We start from the raw sequence: 16183 nt of genomic DNA on the forward strand, positions 1-16183 counted from the left end.
CTACTTCCGCACTTGAGCGAGCAGCTCGGGACCGCGCCGGTCGAGGATGCGTCCGCCGAGCGCGATGCCGCCGACGAGACTCCCGAGGCCGAACAGCACGCCGAGGGCGAGAGTGATCCAGCCGAGCAGGGGCGCGCGCGTGATGAAGAACACGATTGACGTGACGATCTCGGGCAGCGCGAGCACCGTCATCGCACCCCACGTCCCGAACGACGCGAGAGCCGACGGCAGCGCGGCGCCCGGCTGGGACTTGAACGGGTTGTCACCGGGCTTCGGCACGGGGAACACGAGAAGCGCCGAGGTCACGCTCGCCGCGCCGAGCCCCGTGAGCAGCAGCCCGAGCGCGAGTCCCAGAAGCGCCGGGAGCACGTCGAGCGTGTCCGTGATGAGGCACGAGATGATCGCGACGATGACGACGACGGGCACGGCGAAGCTCACGACTGCGAGGGCACGTCCGCCCCGGTCCGCCCAGCCGCGCACTCCCGAGGAGAGGTGCAGGGCGAAGGCGCTGCCGTCGAACGAGATGTCGGAGTAGATCGACAGCGCGAAGATGAACGCGACGAGCGGCGCCGCGGCGTTCGGCAGCCACGAGGCGCCCGCGCCGAGCGTGCTGTAGAACAGGAGCAGCACGACGATGAGCGGAATCGTGATGAGCTGGCGCGCGTAGCGCGGATCCCTGAGCCAGTACGTGAGCGCGCGCGCGGCGACGGCGCCGACGGCGGTGCCGGGCACGACGCCGAAGAAGCCCATCCCCGTCTGCGGGCGCGCCTTCGCCGTCGAGCGGATCGGCGCGTCGAGCGCACGATTGAGCCCCGCGTGCCAGAGCCAGGCGAACACCGCGAGCGTCGCGAGCGCGATGCCGAGCCGCGCGAGTGCGAGCAGCCAGGCGCCGTCGGCGACGTCGGCGGGAACCGCCCACACGGCGCCGAGCGGGGACCAGGCGAGCCCGTCTGCGACGCGCGGCAGCAGCTCCGAGAACTCCGAGAGCCCGGCCGTGACGCCGACGATGATGGGGCCCGCGAGCACAAGCGGGATGATGATCACGATGCCGGTGAGCTCGCGGAACCGCCTGCCCGCGCTGAGTCCTGCGCTGAGCGTCGTGGCGGCGCGCGAGACGACAACGCACGTGAATACCGCGATCGCCGAGCACACGAGCGATGCGATGACGGCGAGCGGATGCCGCCACCACACGGCGGCCGAGGCGAGCACCGCGATGCTCGTCACGATGCCGGGGATGCCGAGCACGCCGCTCACGGTGAGGGCGACGAACAGCTGACGGCGGGGGATCGGGAACGGCGCGAGCTTCGCCGGATCGAGGGTCTGGTCGACGCCGGCCACGAACAGCGGTCCGAGCAGCCAGCCGAGAACGAGCGCGGAACCCGCGATCACGAGAATGGTGCGCGCGAGCTCCTGCGGTGCGAAGCTCAAGGCGATGAGCGCCGCGACGAGCCCGAGAATCAGGCCGAGCCCATAGAGCGCGCCGATCGCGGCGCCGACGAGCTGCCAGGTGCTGCGACGCAGAAGGTTCCACATCACCCGGAAGCGCAGTGTTACGAGGACCGCAACCATGACGGTCCCTCCGCGTGACGGCGACCGCCGACGAGCTCGACGAAGCGGTCTTCGAGCGTCGACCCGGCACGCACCTCGTCGACGGTGCCGGCGGCGACGATGCGGCCCTGGGAGACCACGGCGACGTGGTCGCACATGCGCTGCACGAGGTCCATCGAGTGGCTCGACACGATGACGGTTCCTCCCGTGCTGACGTAGCCGGTGAGGATGTCGCGGATGTTCGCTGCCGACACCGGGTCGACGGACTCGAACGGCTCGTCGAGAACGAGCAGTCGCGGCGCGTGAACGAGAGCGCACGCGAGCGCGATCTTCTTCGTCATGCCCGCGGAGTAGTCGACGACGAGGGTGCCCGCGGCCTCCTGCAGGTCGAGCAGCGCGAGCAGGTCGCGCGTGCGCTCGGCGACGCTGTCGCGATCCAGGCCGCAGAGCAGTCCGGCGTAGCTCACGAGCTGCTCGCCCGTGAGCCGGTCGAACAGGGCGACGCCGTCAGACAGCACGCCGACGAGCCGCTTGGCCGCCACGAGGTCGGCCCACACGTCGACGCCGAGGATGCGGATGCTCCCGGCATCCGGTCGCAAGAGCCCCGTCGCCATCGAGAGCGTCGTCGTCTTTCCCGCCCCGTTCGGGCCCACGAGGCCGTAGAACGAGCCGACGGGCACGTCGAGGTTGATGTTGTCGACGGCGAGCTTCGGGCCGAAGCGCTTGATGAGGCCCGTGATCGAGAGGGCGGGAGCGGATGCCGCGCTCGGCGGCGCGGCGGGGGAGACGTCGGACACGGTGCGGCCTTTCCGTGGGAGGGGCACCCGCAATTCTAGGGAACCGCGGCGCTCGCCGTCGTCCGTCGACAGGCGGATCTCACGTCCGTCTATGTGCGGCCGGCGTGTCCTTCCGCGAGGTACGCGAGGCGCTGCAGCGACTCCTTGTTGCGCACGTGGATGACCGGCTGGCGGAAGACCGAGGGGACGAAGCGGCCGGGACCCTCCACGGCATCCTCGTTCAGGCGCACGACGCAGCCGTCGCCGCGCCGCTTCACGTCGATCGTCACGTGCGCCTCGCCGATGGGCCACCCCCTGGCGCGGAGCACGGCACGGCGCGGTGGATCCCATTCGACCATCGACGTCGTGTCCTCGAGCATGAACGGCCACAAGCCGACGGAGTGGTGCAAGCGCGACTCCGGCTGTGGCCAGTCCGCGTCGACTCCGCGGATGCGGGCGGTGCCGACGACCCAGCCGACGTAGAGCCAGCCGTCGGCGAGCACGTCGAAAACATCCTGGGGTGACGCCGCCACCGCGCGATATGTCACCGACATTTCGGTCTCACTTCCTGTTGTCCGGGCCGAGATCGGGGCTCTTCGTGTAGCCGAACTCGTGCCGCAGCGCCGAGAGTGCGGCGCGCCAGCCGCCGAGCCCGTGGACGCCCGGTCCGGGCGGCGTCGACGCGGAGCACAAGTAGAGACCGGGCACGGGAGTGCGCCACGGGTCGGGAGAGGGGACGGGACGCGCGATCAGCTGCCGCAGGTTCACGTCGCCCGCGGCGATGTCGCCGCCGACGTAGTTGGGGTTGTAGTTGTCGAGATCGACGGCCGTGCGCGCGGAGCTCGCGATGATGAGGTCGCGGAAGCCGGGCGCGAAGCGTTCGATCTGCCGCGTTATCGCCTCTGTGCGGTCGAGTGTTGATCCGCGGGGAACGTGCGTGTACGCCCACAGCACGTGCTTTCCCGTCGGCGCGCGCGTCGCGTCGAACTGGCTCGGCTGCGACACGAGCACATACGGGTCGTCGGGGTGGCGGCCGCGAGCGACCTGCCGTTCGCTGCGCGCGATGTCGGCGCGCGTGCCGGCGAGGTGCAGCGTTGCCGTCTTCGCCAGGTCGGATGCCGCCCACGGCACGGGCCCCGAGAGCGCGAAGTCGACCTTCGCGACCGCCTGGCCGAAGTGGAAGCGGTCGAGCCACCGCGCATACGCGGGCGGAAGCCGGTCGCCCGCGATCTGCTGGAGCCCTGCCGCGCTCGTGTCGAGGATGACGGCGCGGGCCCGGGGCAGCTCCGCGAGGCTCGAGATCTCGTGGTCGGTGACGATCTCGGCGCGGTGCGCGACAGCATCCGCCGCGAGCGCGTCGACGATCGCCTGGCTTCCGCCGATCGGGATCGGCCAGCCGCCCGCGTGGGCGTAGAGCGCGAGAACGAGGCCGGCCGCGGCGGGGGCGAGGCCCGGAAGGGGTCGGATCGTGTGCGCGAACACGCCCGTGAGCATCGCGGGCGCCTCCGCCGTCTTCCAGCGCAGGTTCCATGCGGGACTGCCCTGCTCGAGCACGCGCAGTCCGAATCGCGCGAGAGTGATCGGATGCCGCGGAATCGTGAGCATCGAGCGCGAGACGAAGTCGGAGACGTCCTCCGTCCGCTCGAGAAGCGGAAGAAAGAGGGAGCGCCACGCCTCGCCGTCGGCCCCGAGCTCATCGGCCGTGCGCTGCAGGTCGATCCACGCGCGGCCCGCACGCGCGCCGTCGAGGGGGTGCGCGTACGACAGGGGAGGGATCGCGAACTCGATGCGCTCGTGCAGTCGGAACCGTTGGAAGAACGGCGACGCGTAGGCCATGGGATGAACGGCCGAGCACACGTCGTGGTGGAACCCGGGAAGCGTGAGCTCGGCGGTGCGTGCGCCCCCGCCGATCGTCGCACCCTTCTCGTAAACGCGCACGGACAGACCGGCTCGTGCGAGCGTGACCGCGGCGGCGAGCCCGTTGGGGCCCGATCCGACGACGACCGCGTCGAGCATAAGCACCGGCCCCCTCGTTCTGGTGCTCCCACGCTACAGCGATCGGCCCTCGCGCGGCAGGCCTTGACGAAGCGAGAGGATTCGCATTCGCGATTTGCTGTGACGTTCCTGCGTCCCTCTGGAGGTCGATAGTGCACGGGTGCAAGGATGCATGGGTGCAAACAGCAACTCCTCTGGGACACCGAGAGCGCAAACGCGAGCAGACGCGCGCGCGGATCGAGGCGGCCGCGGCCGAGATCGTGCTGACCGACGGCCTCGATGCGCTCACGATCGACGCGATCGTCGCGCGCGCCGACGTGTCGCGGCGCACCTTCTTCAACTACTTCGACGGCAAAGACGACGCCGTCCTCGGCTTTCGGCACAGCGACGAGACCGAAGCGCTCGTCGCCCAGCAGCTCGTGATCATCGAGAGCACGGATGCCGTCGAAGGCGTCGTGCGGCTCCTGTTCGGGCTGATGGGCACCGCGGGAGCGGATCTGACGCTCGAGCCGGTTCGCCGCCGGATCCTGCAGGATCACCCGGAGCTGCTGCAGCGCAAGTTCAACCAGATGCACCGGGTGCACAGCGCGCTCGGCGCCGCGACCGTCGAGCTCATGAAGCGCGATCACCGGTTCGCGGCGACCGAGATCGCCGAGGCACAGGCGCAGGTGCTCCTGATGATGTGCACGGCGGCGGTCAAGTCCGTCGCGCTCGAGCTGCTCGGCGCCGACGCGTCGGGCGAGCCGATGATCGAGCGAGCCACCGAGCTTGTCAAAGACGTGACGGAGAAGATCGCATGAGCAGAGAACACGCCCCGGCGCGGGTCGCGCCGACAAACCACGAGAAGCGCAACATCCTGCTCATGTTCGCCGGGCTCATGGTGACGATGCTTCTCGCCTCGCTCGACCAGACCATCTTCGCCACGGCGCTGCCCACGATCGTCGGCGACCTGAACGCCGCCGACGAGATGAGCTGGGTCATCACGATCTACCTGCTCGCCTCCACCGTGATGCTGCCCATCTACGGCAAGCTCGGCGACCTCATCGGGCGCAAGGGACTGTTCATCGCGGCGATCTCGGTCTTCGTCATCGGCTCGATCGTCGGCGGCTTCGCCCCCGACATCACGTGGCTCATCATCGGCCGCGGGGTGCAGGGAATCGGCGGCGGAGGACTCATGATCCTCTCGCAGGCGATCATCGCCGACGTCGTCCCCGCGCGCGAGCGCGGCCGCTACATGGGAGTGATGGGCGGCGTGTTCGCCGTCTCCTCCGTCGCCGGCCCGCTGCTCGGCGGATGGTTCACCGACGTGATCGGCTGGCGCTGGTGCCTGTGGATCAACATCCCCCTCGGCATCCTCGCGATCCTCGCGGCCGTCGCGTTCCTCCACCTGCCCGACCACTCTCGCCGCGACGTGCGCGTCGACGTGCTCGGCATCGCCCTTCTCGCCCTCGCCTCCACGGGTCTCGTGCTCGTGAGCGTCTGGGGCGGCGTCACCTACGACTGGAACTCCCCGACGATCATCGGCCTCATCGCAGGCGTGGTCATCTGCGCCGTCGCGTTCGTCTTCGTCGAGCGCCGTGCGTCCGAGCCGGTCATGCCGCTGCGGCTCTTCCGCGCGCGCAACTTCGGGCTCACGACGGGAGCGGGACTTCTCATCGGCGTCGCGATGTTCGGCACGATCGCGTACACGCCGACCTACCTGCAGATGGTCACGGGCGCGAATGCCACCCAGGCCGGCCTCATGATGATCCCCATGATGGCGTCCGTGCTGGTCTCCTCGATCGTCTCGGGTCAGATCATCAGCCGCACCGGCCGCTACAAGTGGGCGCCGATCGCCGGCACCCTCGTGACGGGACTCGGCCTGCTCCTGCTGTCGACGATGTCACCCTCGACACCGGTCTGGGTCACGTGCTGCTTCCTCGCCGTCATGGGCCTCGGGCTCGGCTTGTGCATGCAGAACCTCGTGCTCATCGTGCAGAACACGTTCCCGAACGCGGTCGTGGGCACGGCCACCGCGACGAACAACTACTTCCGCCAGATCGGGGCCTCGCTCGGCTCGGCCATCGTCGGCACCGTGTTCACCTCACGACTCGTGAACCTCTTGAGCGAGCGGATGCCGCCGGCGGCGGGCTCGCAAGCCGGGTCCTCGAACGCGTTCACGCCGGACGCCGTGAAGAGCCTCCCCGAAGCCGTGCGCAGCATCATCATCGGCGCGTACAGCGACGCGCTCACGCCGATCTTCCTCGTCATGGTCCCGCTCATGATCATCGCCGCGATCCTCATCTGCTTCTTGCGCGAGGATCCGCTCAAGACCACGATCGATCGCGGCAGCGTCACGGCGGACAGTCTCGAGATCGACGGCTCGAACGCCGTCCCGTCGACGACGGCGGAGTTCTCGAACAGTCGCGCCGAGCGAGCGCCGGGGCGCTGACCGCCGCTACTCCGGCCGCAAGCGCAGCTCGTGCATGCCGCCGTCGACGGCGATGGAGGTTCCCGTGGTCGAGCGTGATCGCGGGCTCGCGAGGTAAGCGACGGCGTCGGCGACTTCGGCCGGGGCGACGAGCCGCCCGTGGGGCTGGCGCGCTTCGAGCGCCGCGCGCTCGGCGGCGGGGTCGTCAGCGGCATCCAAAAGCCTTCCGACCCAGGGAGTGTCGGCGGTGCCGGGGTTCACGCAGTTCACGCGAATGCCCTCGCGCAAATGGTCGGCGGCCATCGCCCGCGTGAGCGCGAGAACGGCGCCCTTCGAGGCGCTGTAGAGCGCACGCTGCGGCAGGCCGGCGGTCGCCGCGATCGACGACGTGTTCACGATCGCGGCCGAGTCGGAAGCGCGCAAGTAGGGCAGCGCCGCGGAGGTGGTGCGGGCGATGCCGGTCACGTTGATGCTCAGCACGCGCGCCCACTCGGCGTCGTCGTTCGCGGCGACATCGCCTTGCGCGCCGATGCCCGCGTTGTTGACGAGGATGTCGATGCGGCCGAACTTCTCCGCGACCTGCGCGATGGCGGCGGCCACGGAGTCCCGGTCGGACACGTCGGCGGCGACGGCGAAGAACGCCGGGTCGGCCCCGGCCGGGTTCACGTCGAGCACGCCGACGGCGGCGCCGCCATCGGCGAGGCGGCGTGCGATCGCCGCCCCGAGGCCCGAGGCGCCGCCCGTGACGACGGCGACGAGATTGTCGAATTCAGGCATGCGTTCTCCTTTGAAACCGGTGAAACGTTGTCGGGTCACGCGGAGTAGGCCGCGAACTCCTGGCGCTGGCGACCGAGGCCCTCGATCTCGATCTCGCACACGTCGCCCGGCCGCAGGTACGGGTACGTGCCCGACAGCGCGACGCCCTCGGGAGTGCCCGTCATGATGAGATCGCCCGGCTCGAGCACGAGGTACTGGCTGAGGTGCCAGATGACGTAGTCGACGTCGAAGATGAAGTCGCTCGTCGACGAGTCCTGGCGCGGCTCGCCATTGATCCAGCTGCGCAGCCGCAGCGCGTTGTAGTCCACCTCGTCGGGAGTCACGAGCCACGGTCCGACGGGGCTGAAGCCCGCGCTCGACTTGCCCTTCGACCACTGCCCGCCCGAGACCTCGAGCTGGAACTCGCGCTCGGAGAGGTCGTTGGCCGTGACGAACCCGGCGATGTGACGGATGCTGTCAGCGGGGGAGTCGAGGTAGGAGGCGCGCTGCCCGATCACGACGCCGAGCTCGACCTCCCAGTCGGTCTTCGCGCTGTTCTTCGGAATCGTCACGGTGTCGTTCGGGCCCGCGATCGTGTTCGGCGTCTTGAGGAAGATGATGGGCACGCTCGGCGGCTCGGAGCCGGACTCGGCCGCGTGCGCCGCGTAGTTCATGCCGATGCAGATGATCGCGCTCGGCCGCGCGATCGCCGCGCCGACGCGCAGGCTCGCGGCATCCGTCACCGGGCTGAGCTCGCCCGCCGCTGCCGCGTCACGAGCGCGCGCGACACCGTCGCCCGAGAGGAATGCGCCGTCGATGTCGGCGGTGATCGAGCTCACGTCGAGGTAGCGGGGCTCCTGCTCGGAGCCGGTGACGACGACGGGGATCTCGTGCCCGAGGGGGCCGAGGCGCGCGAACTTCATGCGGGAGTCCTCCGGTTGGTGGCGGAACGCAGCGGAAACTGCGGAACACGGCCACTATAGCCCGTTTGATCGGATCATTGCGGCCGCGCTGATGCAGAATACCGGTATTGACACCGTATTGATCCGATGTCTAAGCTCGCCACGACCCCACGAAGGAGACCACCCCGTGAGCACCGTGATCGCGCTGGAGACCAGCGACGTGCGATTCCCGACCTCGAGCCAGCTCGACGGCTCGGATGCCATGAACCTCGACCCCGACTATTCTGCCGCCTACGTGCGCGTCGTCACCGACGCCGACGACGGCGTCGAGGGGCACGGCTTCGTCTTCACGATCGGCCGGGGAAACGACGTGCAGGTCGCGGCGATCCGCGCGCTCGAGCACCACGTGGTCGGCAAGAACGCCGAGGAGCTGCTCGCCGACATGGGCGCCACGTGGCGCTCCTTCGTCTGGGATTCGCAGCTGCGCTGGCTCGGCCCCGAGAAGGGCGTCATGCACATGGCCATCGGCGCGGTCGTGAACGCGCTCTGGGACCTCAAGGCCAAGCGGGCCGGGATGCCGCTCTGGCAGCTGCTCGCGCGCATGAGTCCGGAGGAGATCGTCGCGCTCATCGACTTCCGCTACCTCACCGACGCGCTCACGCCCGAGGACGCGCTGCAGATCCTGCGCGACGCCGAGCCCGGCCGCGCCGAGCGCGAAGCGCAGCTGCTCGCGGGCGGCTACCCCGCGTACACGACGACGCCCGGCTGGCTCGGCTACTCCGACGAGAAGCTCGTGCGCCTCGCGAAGGAAGCTGTCGCCGACGGGTTCTCGATGATCAAGCTCAAGGTCGGCGGCGACCTCGAAGACGACATCCGCCGCATGCGGCTCGCCCGCGAAGCCGTGGGGCCCGACATCCTCATCGGCACGGACGCCAACCAGCGCTGGGGCGTCGACGAGGCGATCGCGTGGATGAAGCAGCTCGAGCCGTTCGGCGTCGCGTGGATCGAGGAGCCCACGAGCCCCGACGACATCCTCGCCCACGCCGCCATCGCGCGCGGCGTCGCGCCGATTCCCGTCGCGACCGGCGAGCACGTGCAGAATCGCATCGTGTTCAAGCAAATGCTGCAGGCGGGCTCGATGAGCGTGCTGCAGATCGACGCGACCCGCGTCGCGGGCGTGAACGAGAACATCGCGATCCTGCTTCTCGCCGCCAAGTTCGGCGTTCCCGTGTGCCCGCACGCGGGCGGCGTCGGGCTGTGCGAGGCCGTGCAGCACTTGTCGATGTTCGACTTCATCGCCGTGTCCGGCACGACCGAAGGCCGGCGCATCGAGTTCGTCGACCACTTGCACGAGCACTTCGTCACGCCGACGGACGTGCGCGAGGGCGCCTACTGGCCGCCGGCCACACCGGGCGCCGGCACCGAGATGCTCGCGGCGAGCCGCAGCGAGTTCGAGTACACCGAGACGCAGGCCGCCGAGCGCCTCCATGTCTGAGCTCGAGCTTCCCCGCATCGGCTACGGCGCCGCGAACGTCGGCAACCTGTACCGCGCGCTCAGCGACGAGCAGGCTTGGGAGATCCTGCAGGCCGCCTGGGACGCGGGCGTGCGCTACTTCGACACGGCGCCGCACTACGGCCTCGGCCTGTCCGAGAAGCGGCTCGGCGCCTTTCTGCAGTCGAAGCCGCGTGACCAGTTCACCGTGTCGACGAAGGTCGGCCGGCTCCTGCGGCCGAACCCGGACTTCGCCGGCGAGCTCGACGAGGCGAACGACTTCGCCGTTCCCGCCGACCTGCGCCGGGAGTTCGACTTCTCGGCCGCCGGAATCCGGGCGAGCGTCGAGGAGTCGCTCGAGCGAACGGGACTTGACCGCTTCGACGTCCTCTACCTGCACGACCCCGAGCGGGCCGACGTGCCGCAGCCCCTTGAGGAGCGACTCGACTCCGCGCTCACGGCGATGGCCGAGCTGCGCGACACCGGTTCGGTGCGAGCGATCGGCGTCGGTTCGATGACGACGAACGCCCTTCTCGAATCGGCGCAGTCGGGGCAGGTCGATCTGCTCATGGTCGCCGGGCGCTACACGCTCGCGGAGCAGCCTGCGCTCGCCGAGGTCATCCCGGCCTGCCGCGAACGCGGCGTCGGCATCGTCAACGCCTCCGTCTTCAACTCCGGTCTTCTCGCGAAGGATGCCCCGAGCGCCGACGCCCGCTACGAGTACGGTGGCGTGCCCGCTGACGTGCTCGAGCGCGTCACGGCGATCGCCGGCGTGTGCCGCGACTTCGACGTGCCGCTGCCGGCCGCCGCGCTGCAGTACACGCTGCGCGAGCCCGTCGTGCGCTCCGTCGTCGTCGGCGCGAGCAGGGCCGCCCAGATGCGCCAGAACGTCGAGCGCATGAACCTCGCGATCCCCGAGGAGTTCTGGATCGAGCTCGCCACACGGGAGCTGATCCCCGCATGAACGAGATGACGGATGCCGCCCTCGCGGTGCCGCGCGGCCAGCGCATCGACGCGCACATGCACCTCTGGAACCTCGCCGAGGGGCGCTACGCGTGGCTCACTCCCGAGTTCGGCACGCTCTACGCCTCATGGACCCCCGAGCAGGCGAAACCCGAGCTCGATGCCGCCGGCATGGCCGGAGCCGTGCTCGTGCAGGCCGAGGACTCGCTCGCCGACACACGGTTCATGCTCGACGTCGCCGCGCAGCACCCCTGGGTGCTCGGCGTCGTCGGCTGGGTCGATCTCACCGACCCGGACGCCGCGGTCGCGCCGCTCGACGAGTGGCAGCGGAGCTCCGCCTTCTGCGGCATCCGTCACTTGCTCAACGACGACCCGCGACGCGACCTGCTCGGCCGGCCCGCCGTCATCGAGACCCTCGCCGAGGTCGGCCGGAGGGGCCTCGCGTTCGACGTGCACGACTCCTGGCCCGACTTCCTCGACGACGCGGCCGCGGTCGCACGCGCCCTGCCGGAACTCACGCTCGTGATCGACCACCTCGGCAAGCCGCCGCGCGGCTCCGCCGACTTCGCGGACTGGAAGGCGGCGATCGCGCACGTCGCCGAGTACCCCAACGTCGTGGGCAAGCTCTCCTCACTGCGGCGTGCCGGCCAGGACTTCACCCCCGATGCGCTGCGCGAGACGTGGGACCATGCGCTCGCGTGCTTCGGGTCGGAGCGGCTCATGTACGGCGGGGACTGGCCGATGCCCGTTCCCGACGGCGGCTACGCACCCACGTGGGCCGTGATGGCCGAACTGATCGCGCAGCTGTCGTCCCCCGAGCAGTGGGCGGTGCTGCACGACACCGCCGCCCGTGTGTACTCCCTCGACGCCCTCGCATCCACCCGGAAAGGAAACTGAACAATGCTCAATGGCATCGACCCGCTGCTCACCGGCGACCTGCTCAAGCACCTCGACGAGATGGGGCACTCTGACAGCGTCATCGTCGTCGACGCGCACTTTCCCGCTGCTCGCATCGCGAAGCGGCTCGTGACGCTGCCCGGCACGTCATCGCCCGAGGTGCTCGCGGCGATCCGCAGCGTTCTGCCGCTCGACGATACGCCCGCTGTCGACCTCATGACCTCCGCCGACGGCAGCGTTCTCGACGTGCAGCGCGAGCTCATGGCCTCCGCGGGAGTCGACGACGCGGGCGTGCGCTTCGTCGACCGCTTCGACTTCTACGACGCGGCCGAGACGGCGTACGCGATCATCCGGACGGGCGAGACGCGCAAATACGGCTGTGTCGTCGTGCGCAAGGGACTCGTCGGTCACGAGAGCGCGTGACACTGCGCGGATGAGCAGGCTATGATATCGATTTCAGGTTGCAATTCTCGCGACGCGCGTCGTACCGTAGCTCCAGATAGATACAACTAGATACAACTAGATACAACTCATTACAATGAGATCACGATCGGCCGCATTGATCCGATCTTTCCGATGGGTCCGTGTCAGAATCAAGGCCAGGCGACAGCCGGTATCTCCAACGAAGTAGGTGAAAACGTGGCAGCCCCACTCCTCAAGGTCGAGGGAATCAGCAAGAGTTTCCCCGGCGTGCAGGCACTCAAGGACGTGCAATTCGAATTGCACCGCGGTGAGGTGCTGACCCTCGTCGGCGAGAACGGCGCCGGCAAGTCGAGTCTCATGAAGATCCTCTCCGGGATCTACACGAAGGACGAGGGCCGCATCCTCATCGACGGCGACGAGGTCGAGATCGCCGACCCGAAGCACGCTCAGTCTCTCGGCATCAGCATCATCCACCAAGAGATGAACCTCATGCCGCACCTGACGATCGCCCAGAACATCTTCATCGGCCGCGAACCGCGGGGTCTCGGCGGCTTCTCGCTGCGCGAGTCCGCCCTCAACCGCAAGGCCGGGGAGCTGCTGCAGCGACTCGGCATCCGCCTGAACCCGCGTGAGCTCGTCGAGAACCTCACCGTCGCAAAGCAGCAGATGGTCGAGATCGCGAAGGCGCTCTCGTTCGACGCGAAGGTGCTCATCATGGACGAGCCCACCTCGGCGCTCACCGAATCCGAGACGGAGACGCTCTTCCGCCTCATCGAGCAGCTCAAGGCCGACGGCAAGGGCATCATCTACATCTCCCACCGCATGGAGGAGCTGCGACGTCTCGCGGATCGCGTGACCGTGCTCCGCGACGGCGAATACATCGGATCGCTCGACAAGGGCGAGATCGACGTTCCGCGCATCATCGAGATGATGGTCGGCCGTCACATCGATGCGGGAGCGCGCCCGACCTCGCGCGACCTCTCCGGCGCTCCCGTCGCGCTCGCGGTCTCCGGCATCAGCACGCGCAACCTGCTCAAGGACGTGTCGTTCGACGTGCGCCGCGGCGAGATCCTCGGTTTCGCCGGGCTCATGGGAGCCGGACGCACGGAGGTCGCTCGGGCCATCATCGGCGCAGACCCCATCACCGCGGGCAGCATTGAAGTGAACGGCAAACCGGTGCGGATCTCCCAGCCGGCGGATGCCGTCAAGCACGGCATCGGCTACCTCTCGGAGGACCGCAAGTCGCTCGGCCTGCTGCTGCAGCAGGACGTGAACACGAACATCCAGCTCGCATCGCTCACCGACTACACGGGACCGCTCGGCGTCATGAAGCCCGGCAAGGGACGGAAGGTCTCGAGCACCTACGTGTCGTCGCTGCGCATCAAGACGCCGTCGATAACGCAGACGGTGAAGAACCTCTCGGGCGGAAACCAGCAGAAGGTCGTCATCGCGAAATGGCTCGCTCGCGACTGCGACATCCTCATCTTCGACGAGCCGACCCGAGGCATCGACGTGGGCGCCAAGGAGGAGATCTACAACCTGCTCGAGGAGCTCGCCTCCCAGGGCAAGTCGATCATCATGATCTCGTCGGAGCTGCCCGAGGTGCTGCGCATGTCGAACCGCATCGCGGTGATGGCAGGCGGTCGCATCACCGGCATCCTGAACAACGAAGACGCTGACCAGGCAACCATCATGGACTACGCCACCGGAGCAAGCGAGGAAAAGGCAATCGCATGACAACAACAGCCACGAAGTCCCCGGAGACGAAGGCGGAAGCCGAGCAGCGGCAGTCGGGCGGCGCGAAAGCGTTCCTCAAGGCCCAGCTGCAGCAGTCGCTCGCGTTCGGCACGCTCATCGTTCTCGTCATCTTCTTCTCGCTGGCGAGCCCGAACTTCTTCCAGTGGAGCAACATCTCGGGCATCCTGCTCGCGACCGCAGTGATCGGCATCCTCGCGCTCGGCACGACGTTCGTGATCATCACGAGCGGCATCGACCTGTCGATCGGAACCGGCATGACGCTGTGCGCGGTCATGACGGGTGTCGTGACGGTGAACTTCGGGATGCCGATCGGCGTCGGCATCCTCGCCGGGCTCGCGACCGGTGCGCTCATGGGGCTCATCAACGGTCTCAACGTGACGTACCTGAAACTGCCGCCGTTCATCGCGACGCTCGCGATGATGATGATCGCGCAGGGCCTCGCCCTCGTAATCTCCAACGTCCGCCCGATCTACTTCTCGTCCGTCGCACCGGGCTTCAAGCAGGTCGCCCTCGGCACGGTCATCCCGGGTCTTCCCAACGCCGTGCTCATCCTGTTCGTGCTCGCCCTGCTCGCCTACCTGCTGCTGAGCAAGACCATCCTCGGCCGCTACACGTTCGCGATCGGCAGCAACGAGGAGGCGACGCGCCTCTCCGGCGTCAACACGCGCCGCTGGCTCATCATCATCTACGTCGTCGCCGGTGTCTTCACGGGCATCGCCGGCGTCGTGATGGCCGCTCGCCTCGACTCGGCGCAGCCGCAGATCGGCATGGGGTACGAGCTCCAGGCCATCGCGGCGGTCATCATCGGCGGCACCTCGCTTCTCGGCGGTCGCGGTTCCATTCTCGGCACCCTGATCGGTGCGCTCATCATGAGCGTGCTCATCAACGGCCTCCGCATCCTGTCCGTTCAGACCGAATGGCAGAACGTCGTAGTCGGAATCGTGATTCTCATCGCGGTGTTCACCGACTCGCTCCGTCGACGCAAGGAGGCGTGACCCGCTTCCGTCGACATCCCCCGCCGGGGACGCCCGTCCCCCATAACCGAACCCACAACCGGTTAACGTCCGGCTGCGAGGCTGCCCCCGTGCGGCCTTCGCGCGGATGCCCCTACCCCCGAATACGAATTCCCGACGAGGCCAGCACGACCGCTGGCCCGCACTGAAACCAACGGAGTTTTCGATGAACACAGCAAAGAAGATCTTTGCCCTTGCGGCCAGTGCCGCGGTGGCGATCACCCTTGCCGGCTGCTCCAGCAGCTCCCAGGGTGGCGGCGACGAGCCCAGCGGCGACAAGCCGTACATCGCCCTGGTCTCGAAGGGCTTCCAGCACCAGTTCTGGCAGGCCGTCAACAAGGGCGCCAAGGAGAAGGCCGACGAGCTCGGCGTCGACATCACGTTCGACGGCCCCGCCTCGGAGACCGAGATCGACGGCCAGCTGCAGATGCTGCAGGCCGCGATCGACAAGAAGCCCGACGCGATCGGCTTCGCCGCCCTCGACCCCGAGGCGTGCATCCCCCTGTACGACAAGGCGAAGGCCGCTGACATCCCCATCGTCGAGTTCGACGCCGGCTGCGACAGCGACTACGGCCAGAACCTCGCTGCGACGGACAGCAAGGTCGCCGGTGGCATCGCCGCCGAGCACATGGCCGAGATCATCGGCGGTAAGGGCGAGATCGGCATCGTCGGTCACAGCCAGATCAACTCCACCGGTGTCGACCGCCGTGACGGCTTCGTCGAAAAGATCGAGTCCGACTACCCCGACATCAAGATCGTCGACATCCAGTACGGTGACGGCGACCACCTGAAGTCGGCCGACATCGCCAAGGCGATGATCAACGCTCACCCGAACCTCAAGGGCCTCTACGGCACCAACGAGGGCTCGGCTGTCGGAATCGTCAACGCGGTCACTGAGCTCGGCCTGACCGGCAAGGACATCACCGTCGTCGGCTTCGACTCGGGAAAGGCGCAGATGGACGCGATCAAGAACGGCGTCATGGCCGGCGCGATCACGCAGGACCCGATCGGCATCGGCAAGGCGGTCGTGCAGGCCGCCTACGACGCGATGAACGGCAAGGACCTCGAGGACTTCACCGACACCGGTTCGTACTGGTACGACGCGAAGAACATCGAGAGCGACGACATCGCTCCGCTGCTCTACGAGTAGAACTCACACACCGCGAAAACGGTCCCCGCGCCACTCGGCGCGGGGACCGTTTTCGTGTCGGACGGGAGAGAGGACACGCGTTTCCCGCGCGGCGAGAGGA

15 protein-coding genes are annotated in these 16183 nt (G+C 68.4%); 9 read left to right on the forward strand and 6 right to left on the reverse strand.

Annotated elements, in window-relative coordinates; genetic code table 11:
• The 4 genes from BLV49_RS08355 to BLV49_RS08370 form a co-directional block, all read right to left on the reverse strand.
• On the reverse strand, positions 1–1569 hold the full coding sequence (locus tag BLV49_RS08355; RefSeq protein WP_091182541.1) for a transporter: 1569 nt from the start codon (positions 1567–1569) through the stop codon (positions 1–3).
• Positions 1551–2345 (reverse strand): ABC transporter ATP-binding protein, encoded by a 795-nt coding sequence (locus tag BLV49_RS08360; RefSeq protein ID WP_091182543.1) that lies wholly within the window; start codon positions 2343–2345, stop codon positions 1551–1553. The genes BLV49_RS08355 and BLV49_RS08360 overlap by 19 nt, the downstream gene beginning before the upstream one ends.
• Positions 2346–2434: 89 nt before the next feature.
• Positions 2435–2878: an SRPBCC family protein gene (locus tag BLV49_RS08365; protein WP_091182546.1), complete on the reverse strand. Its 444-nt coding sequence runs from the start codon at positions 2876–2878 to the stop codon at positions 2435–2437.
• A 7-nt stretch (positions 2879–2885) separates the two neighbouring features.
• Complete coding sequence (locus BLV49_RS08370) at positions 2886–4340, reverse strand: phytoene desaturase family protein (RefSeq protein ID WP_091182548.1); 1455 nt, start codon at positions 4338–4340, stop codon at positions 2886–2888.
• Positions 4341–4495: 155 nt separating this feature from the next.
• Between BLV49_RS08370 and BLV49_RS08375 the strand changes: the two genes are divergently transcribed.
• Positions 4496–5119, forward strand: a complete 624-nt coding sequence (locus BLV49_RS08375; protein WP_176980783.1) for a TetR/AcrR family transcriptional regulator — start codon at positions 4496–4498, stop codon at positions 5117–5119.
• On the forward strand, positions 5116–6750 hold the full coding sequence (locus BLV49_RS08380) for an MDR family MFS transporter (protein WP_091182554.1): 1635 nt from the start codon (positions 5116–5118) through the stop codon (positions 6748–6750). The genes BLV49_RS08375 and BLV49_RS08380 overlap by 4 nt, the downstream gene beginning before the upstream one ends.
• Before the next feature lie 6 nt (positions 6751–6756).
• Here the strand turns inward: BLV49_RS08380 and BLV49_RS08385 are convergent, their stop codons facing one another.
• Together BLV49_RS08385 and BLV49_RS08390 are read right to left on the reverse strand one after the other, a co-directional pair.
• Positions 6757–7506: an SDR family NAD(P)-dependent oxidoreductase gene (locus tag BLV49_RS08385; protein WP_091182556.1), complete on the reverse strand. Its 750-nt coding sequence runs from the start codon at positions 7504–7506 to the stop codon at positions 6757–6759.
• A 35-nt stretch (positions 7507–7541) separates the two neighbouring features.
• Positions 7542–8408, reverse strand: coding sequence for a fumarylacetoacetate hydrolase family protein (locus BLV49_RS08390; RefSeq protein WP_091182558.1), 867 nt, complete (start codon positions 8406–8408; stop codon positions 7542–7544).
• A gap of 166 nt (positions 8409–8574) precedes the next feature.
• Between BLV49_RS08390 and BLV49_RS08395 the strand changes: the two genes are divergently transcribed.
• The 7 genes from BLV49_RS08395 to BLV49_RS08425 all read left to right on the forward strand — a co-directional run bounded on the left by BLV49_RS08395 (position 8575) and on the right by BLV49_RS08425 (position 16083).
• Entirely contained in the window at positions 8575–9882 is a 1308-nt protein-coding gene (locus BLV49_RS08395) for an L-fuconate dehydratase (RefSeq protein ID WP_091182561.1), read from the forward strand.
• Complete coding sequence (locus tag BLV49_RS08400; RefSeq protein ID WP_091182563.1) at positions 9875–10843, forward strand: aldo/keto reductase; 969 nt, start codon at positions 9875–9877, stop codon at positions 10841–10843. The genes BLV49_RS08395 and BLV49_RS08400 overlap by 8 nt, the downstream gene beginning before the upstream one ends.
• Complete coding sequence (locus BLV49_RS08405; protein WP_245723587.1) at positions 10840–11739, forward strand: amidohydrolase family protein; 900 nt, start codon at positions 10840–10842, stop codon at positions 11737–11739. The genes BLV49_RS08400 and BLV49_RS08405 overlap by 4 nt, the downstream gene beginning before the upstream one ends.
• Positions 11740–11742: 3 nt before the next feature.
• Entirely contained in the window at positions 11743–12162 is a 420-nt protein-coding gene (locus tag BLV49_RS08410; protein ID WP_091182566.1) for an RbsD/FucU family protein, read from the forward strand.
• Between the two features lie 216 nt (positions 12163–12378).
• The gene (locus BLV49_RS08415; protein ID WP_091182569.1) at positions 12379–13899 is read left to right on the forward strand and encodes a sugar ABC transporter ATP-binding protein; all 1521 of its coding nucleotides are present in this window, start codon (positions 12379–12381) and stop codon (positions 13897–13899) included.
• Entirely contained in the window at positions 13896–14915 is a 1020-nt protein-coding gene (locus BLV49_RS08420; protein ID WP_091182571.1) for an ABC transporter permease, read from the forward strand. Before BLV49_RS08415 ends, BLV49_RS08420 begins: the two co-directional genes overlap by 4 nt.
• Positions 14916–15099: 184 nt before the next feature.
• Positions 15100–16083, forward strand: a complete 984-nt coding sequence (locus tag BLV49_RS08425) for an ABC transporter substrate-binding protein (protein WP_091182573.1) — start codon at positions 15100–15102, stop codon at positions 16081–16083.
• Positions 16084–16183 lie beyond the last annotated feature (100 nt).

Source organism: Paramicrobacterium humi, from assembly GCF_900105715.1.
Classification (GTDB): domain Bacteria; phylum Actinomycetota; class Actinomycetes; order Actinomycetales; family Microbacteriaceae; genus Paramicrobacterium; species Paramicrobacterium humi.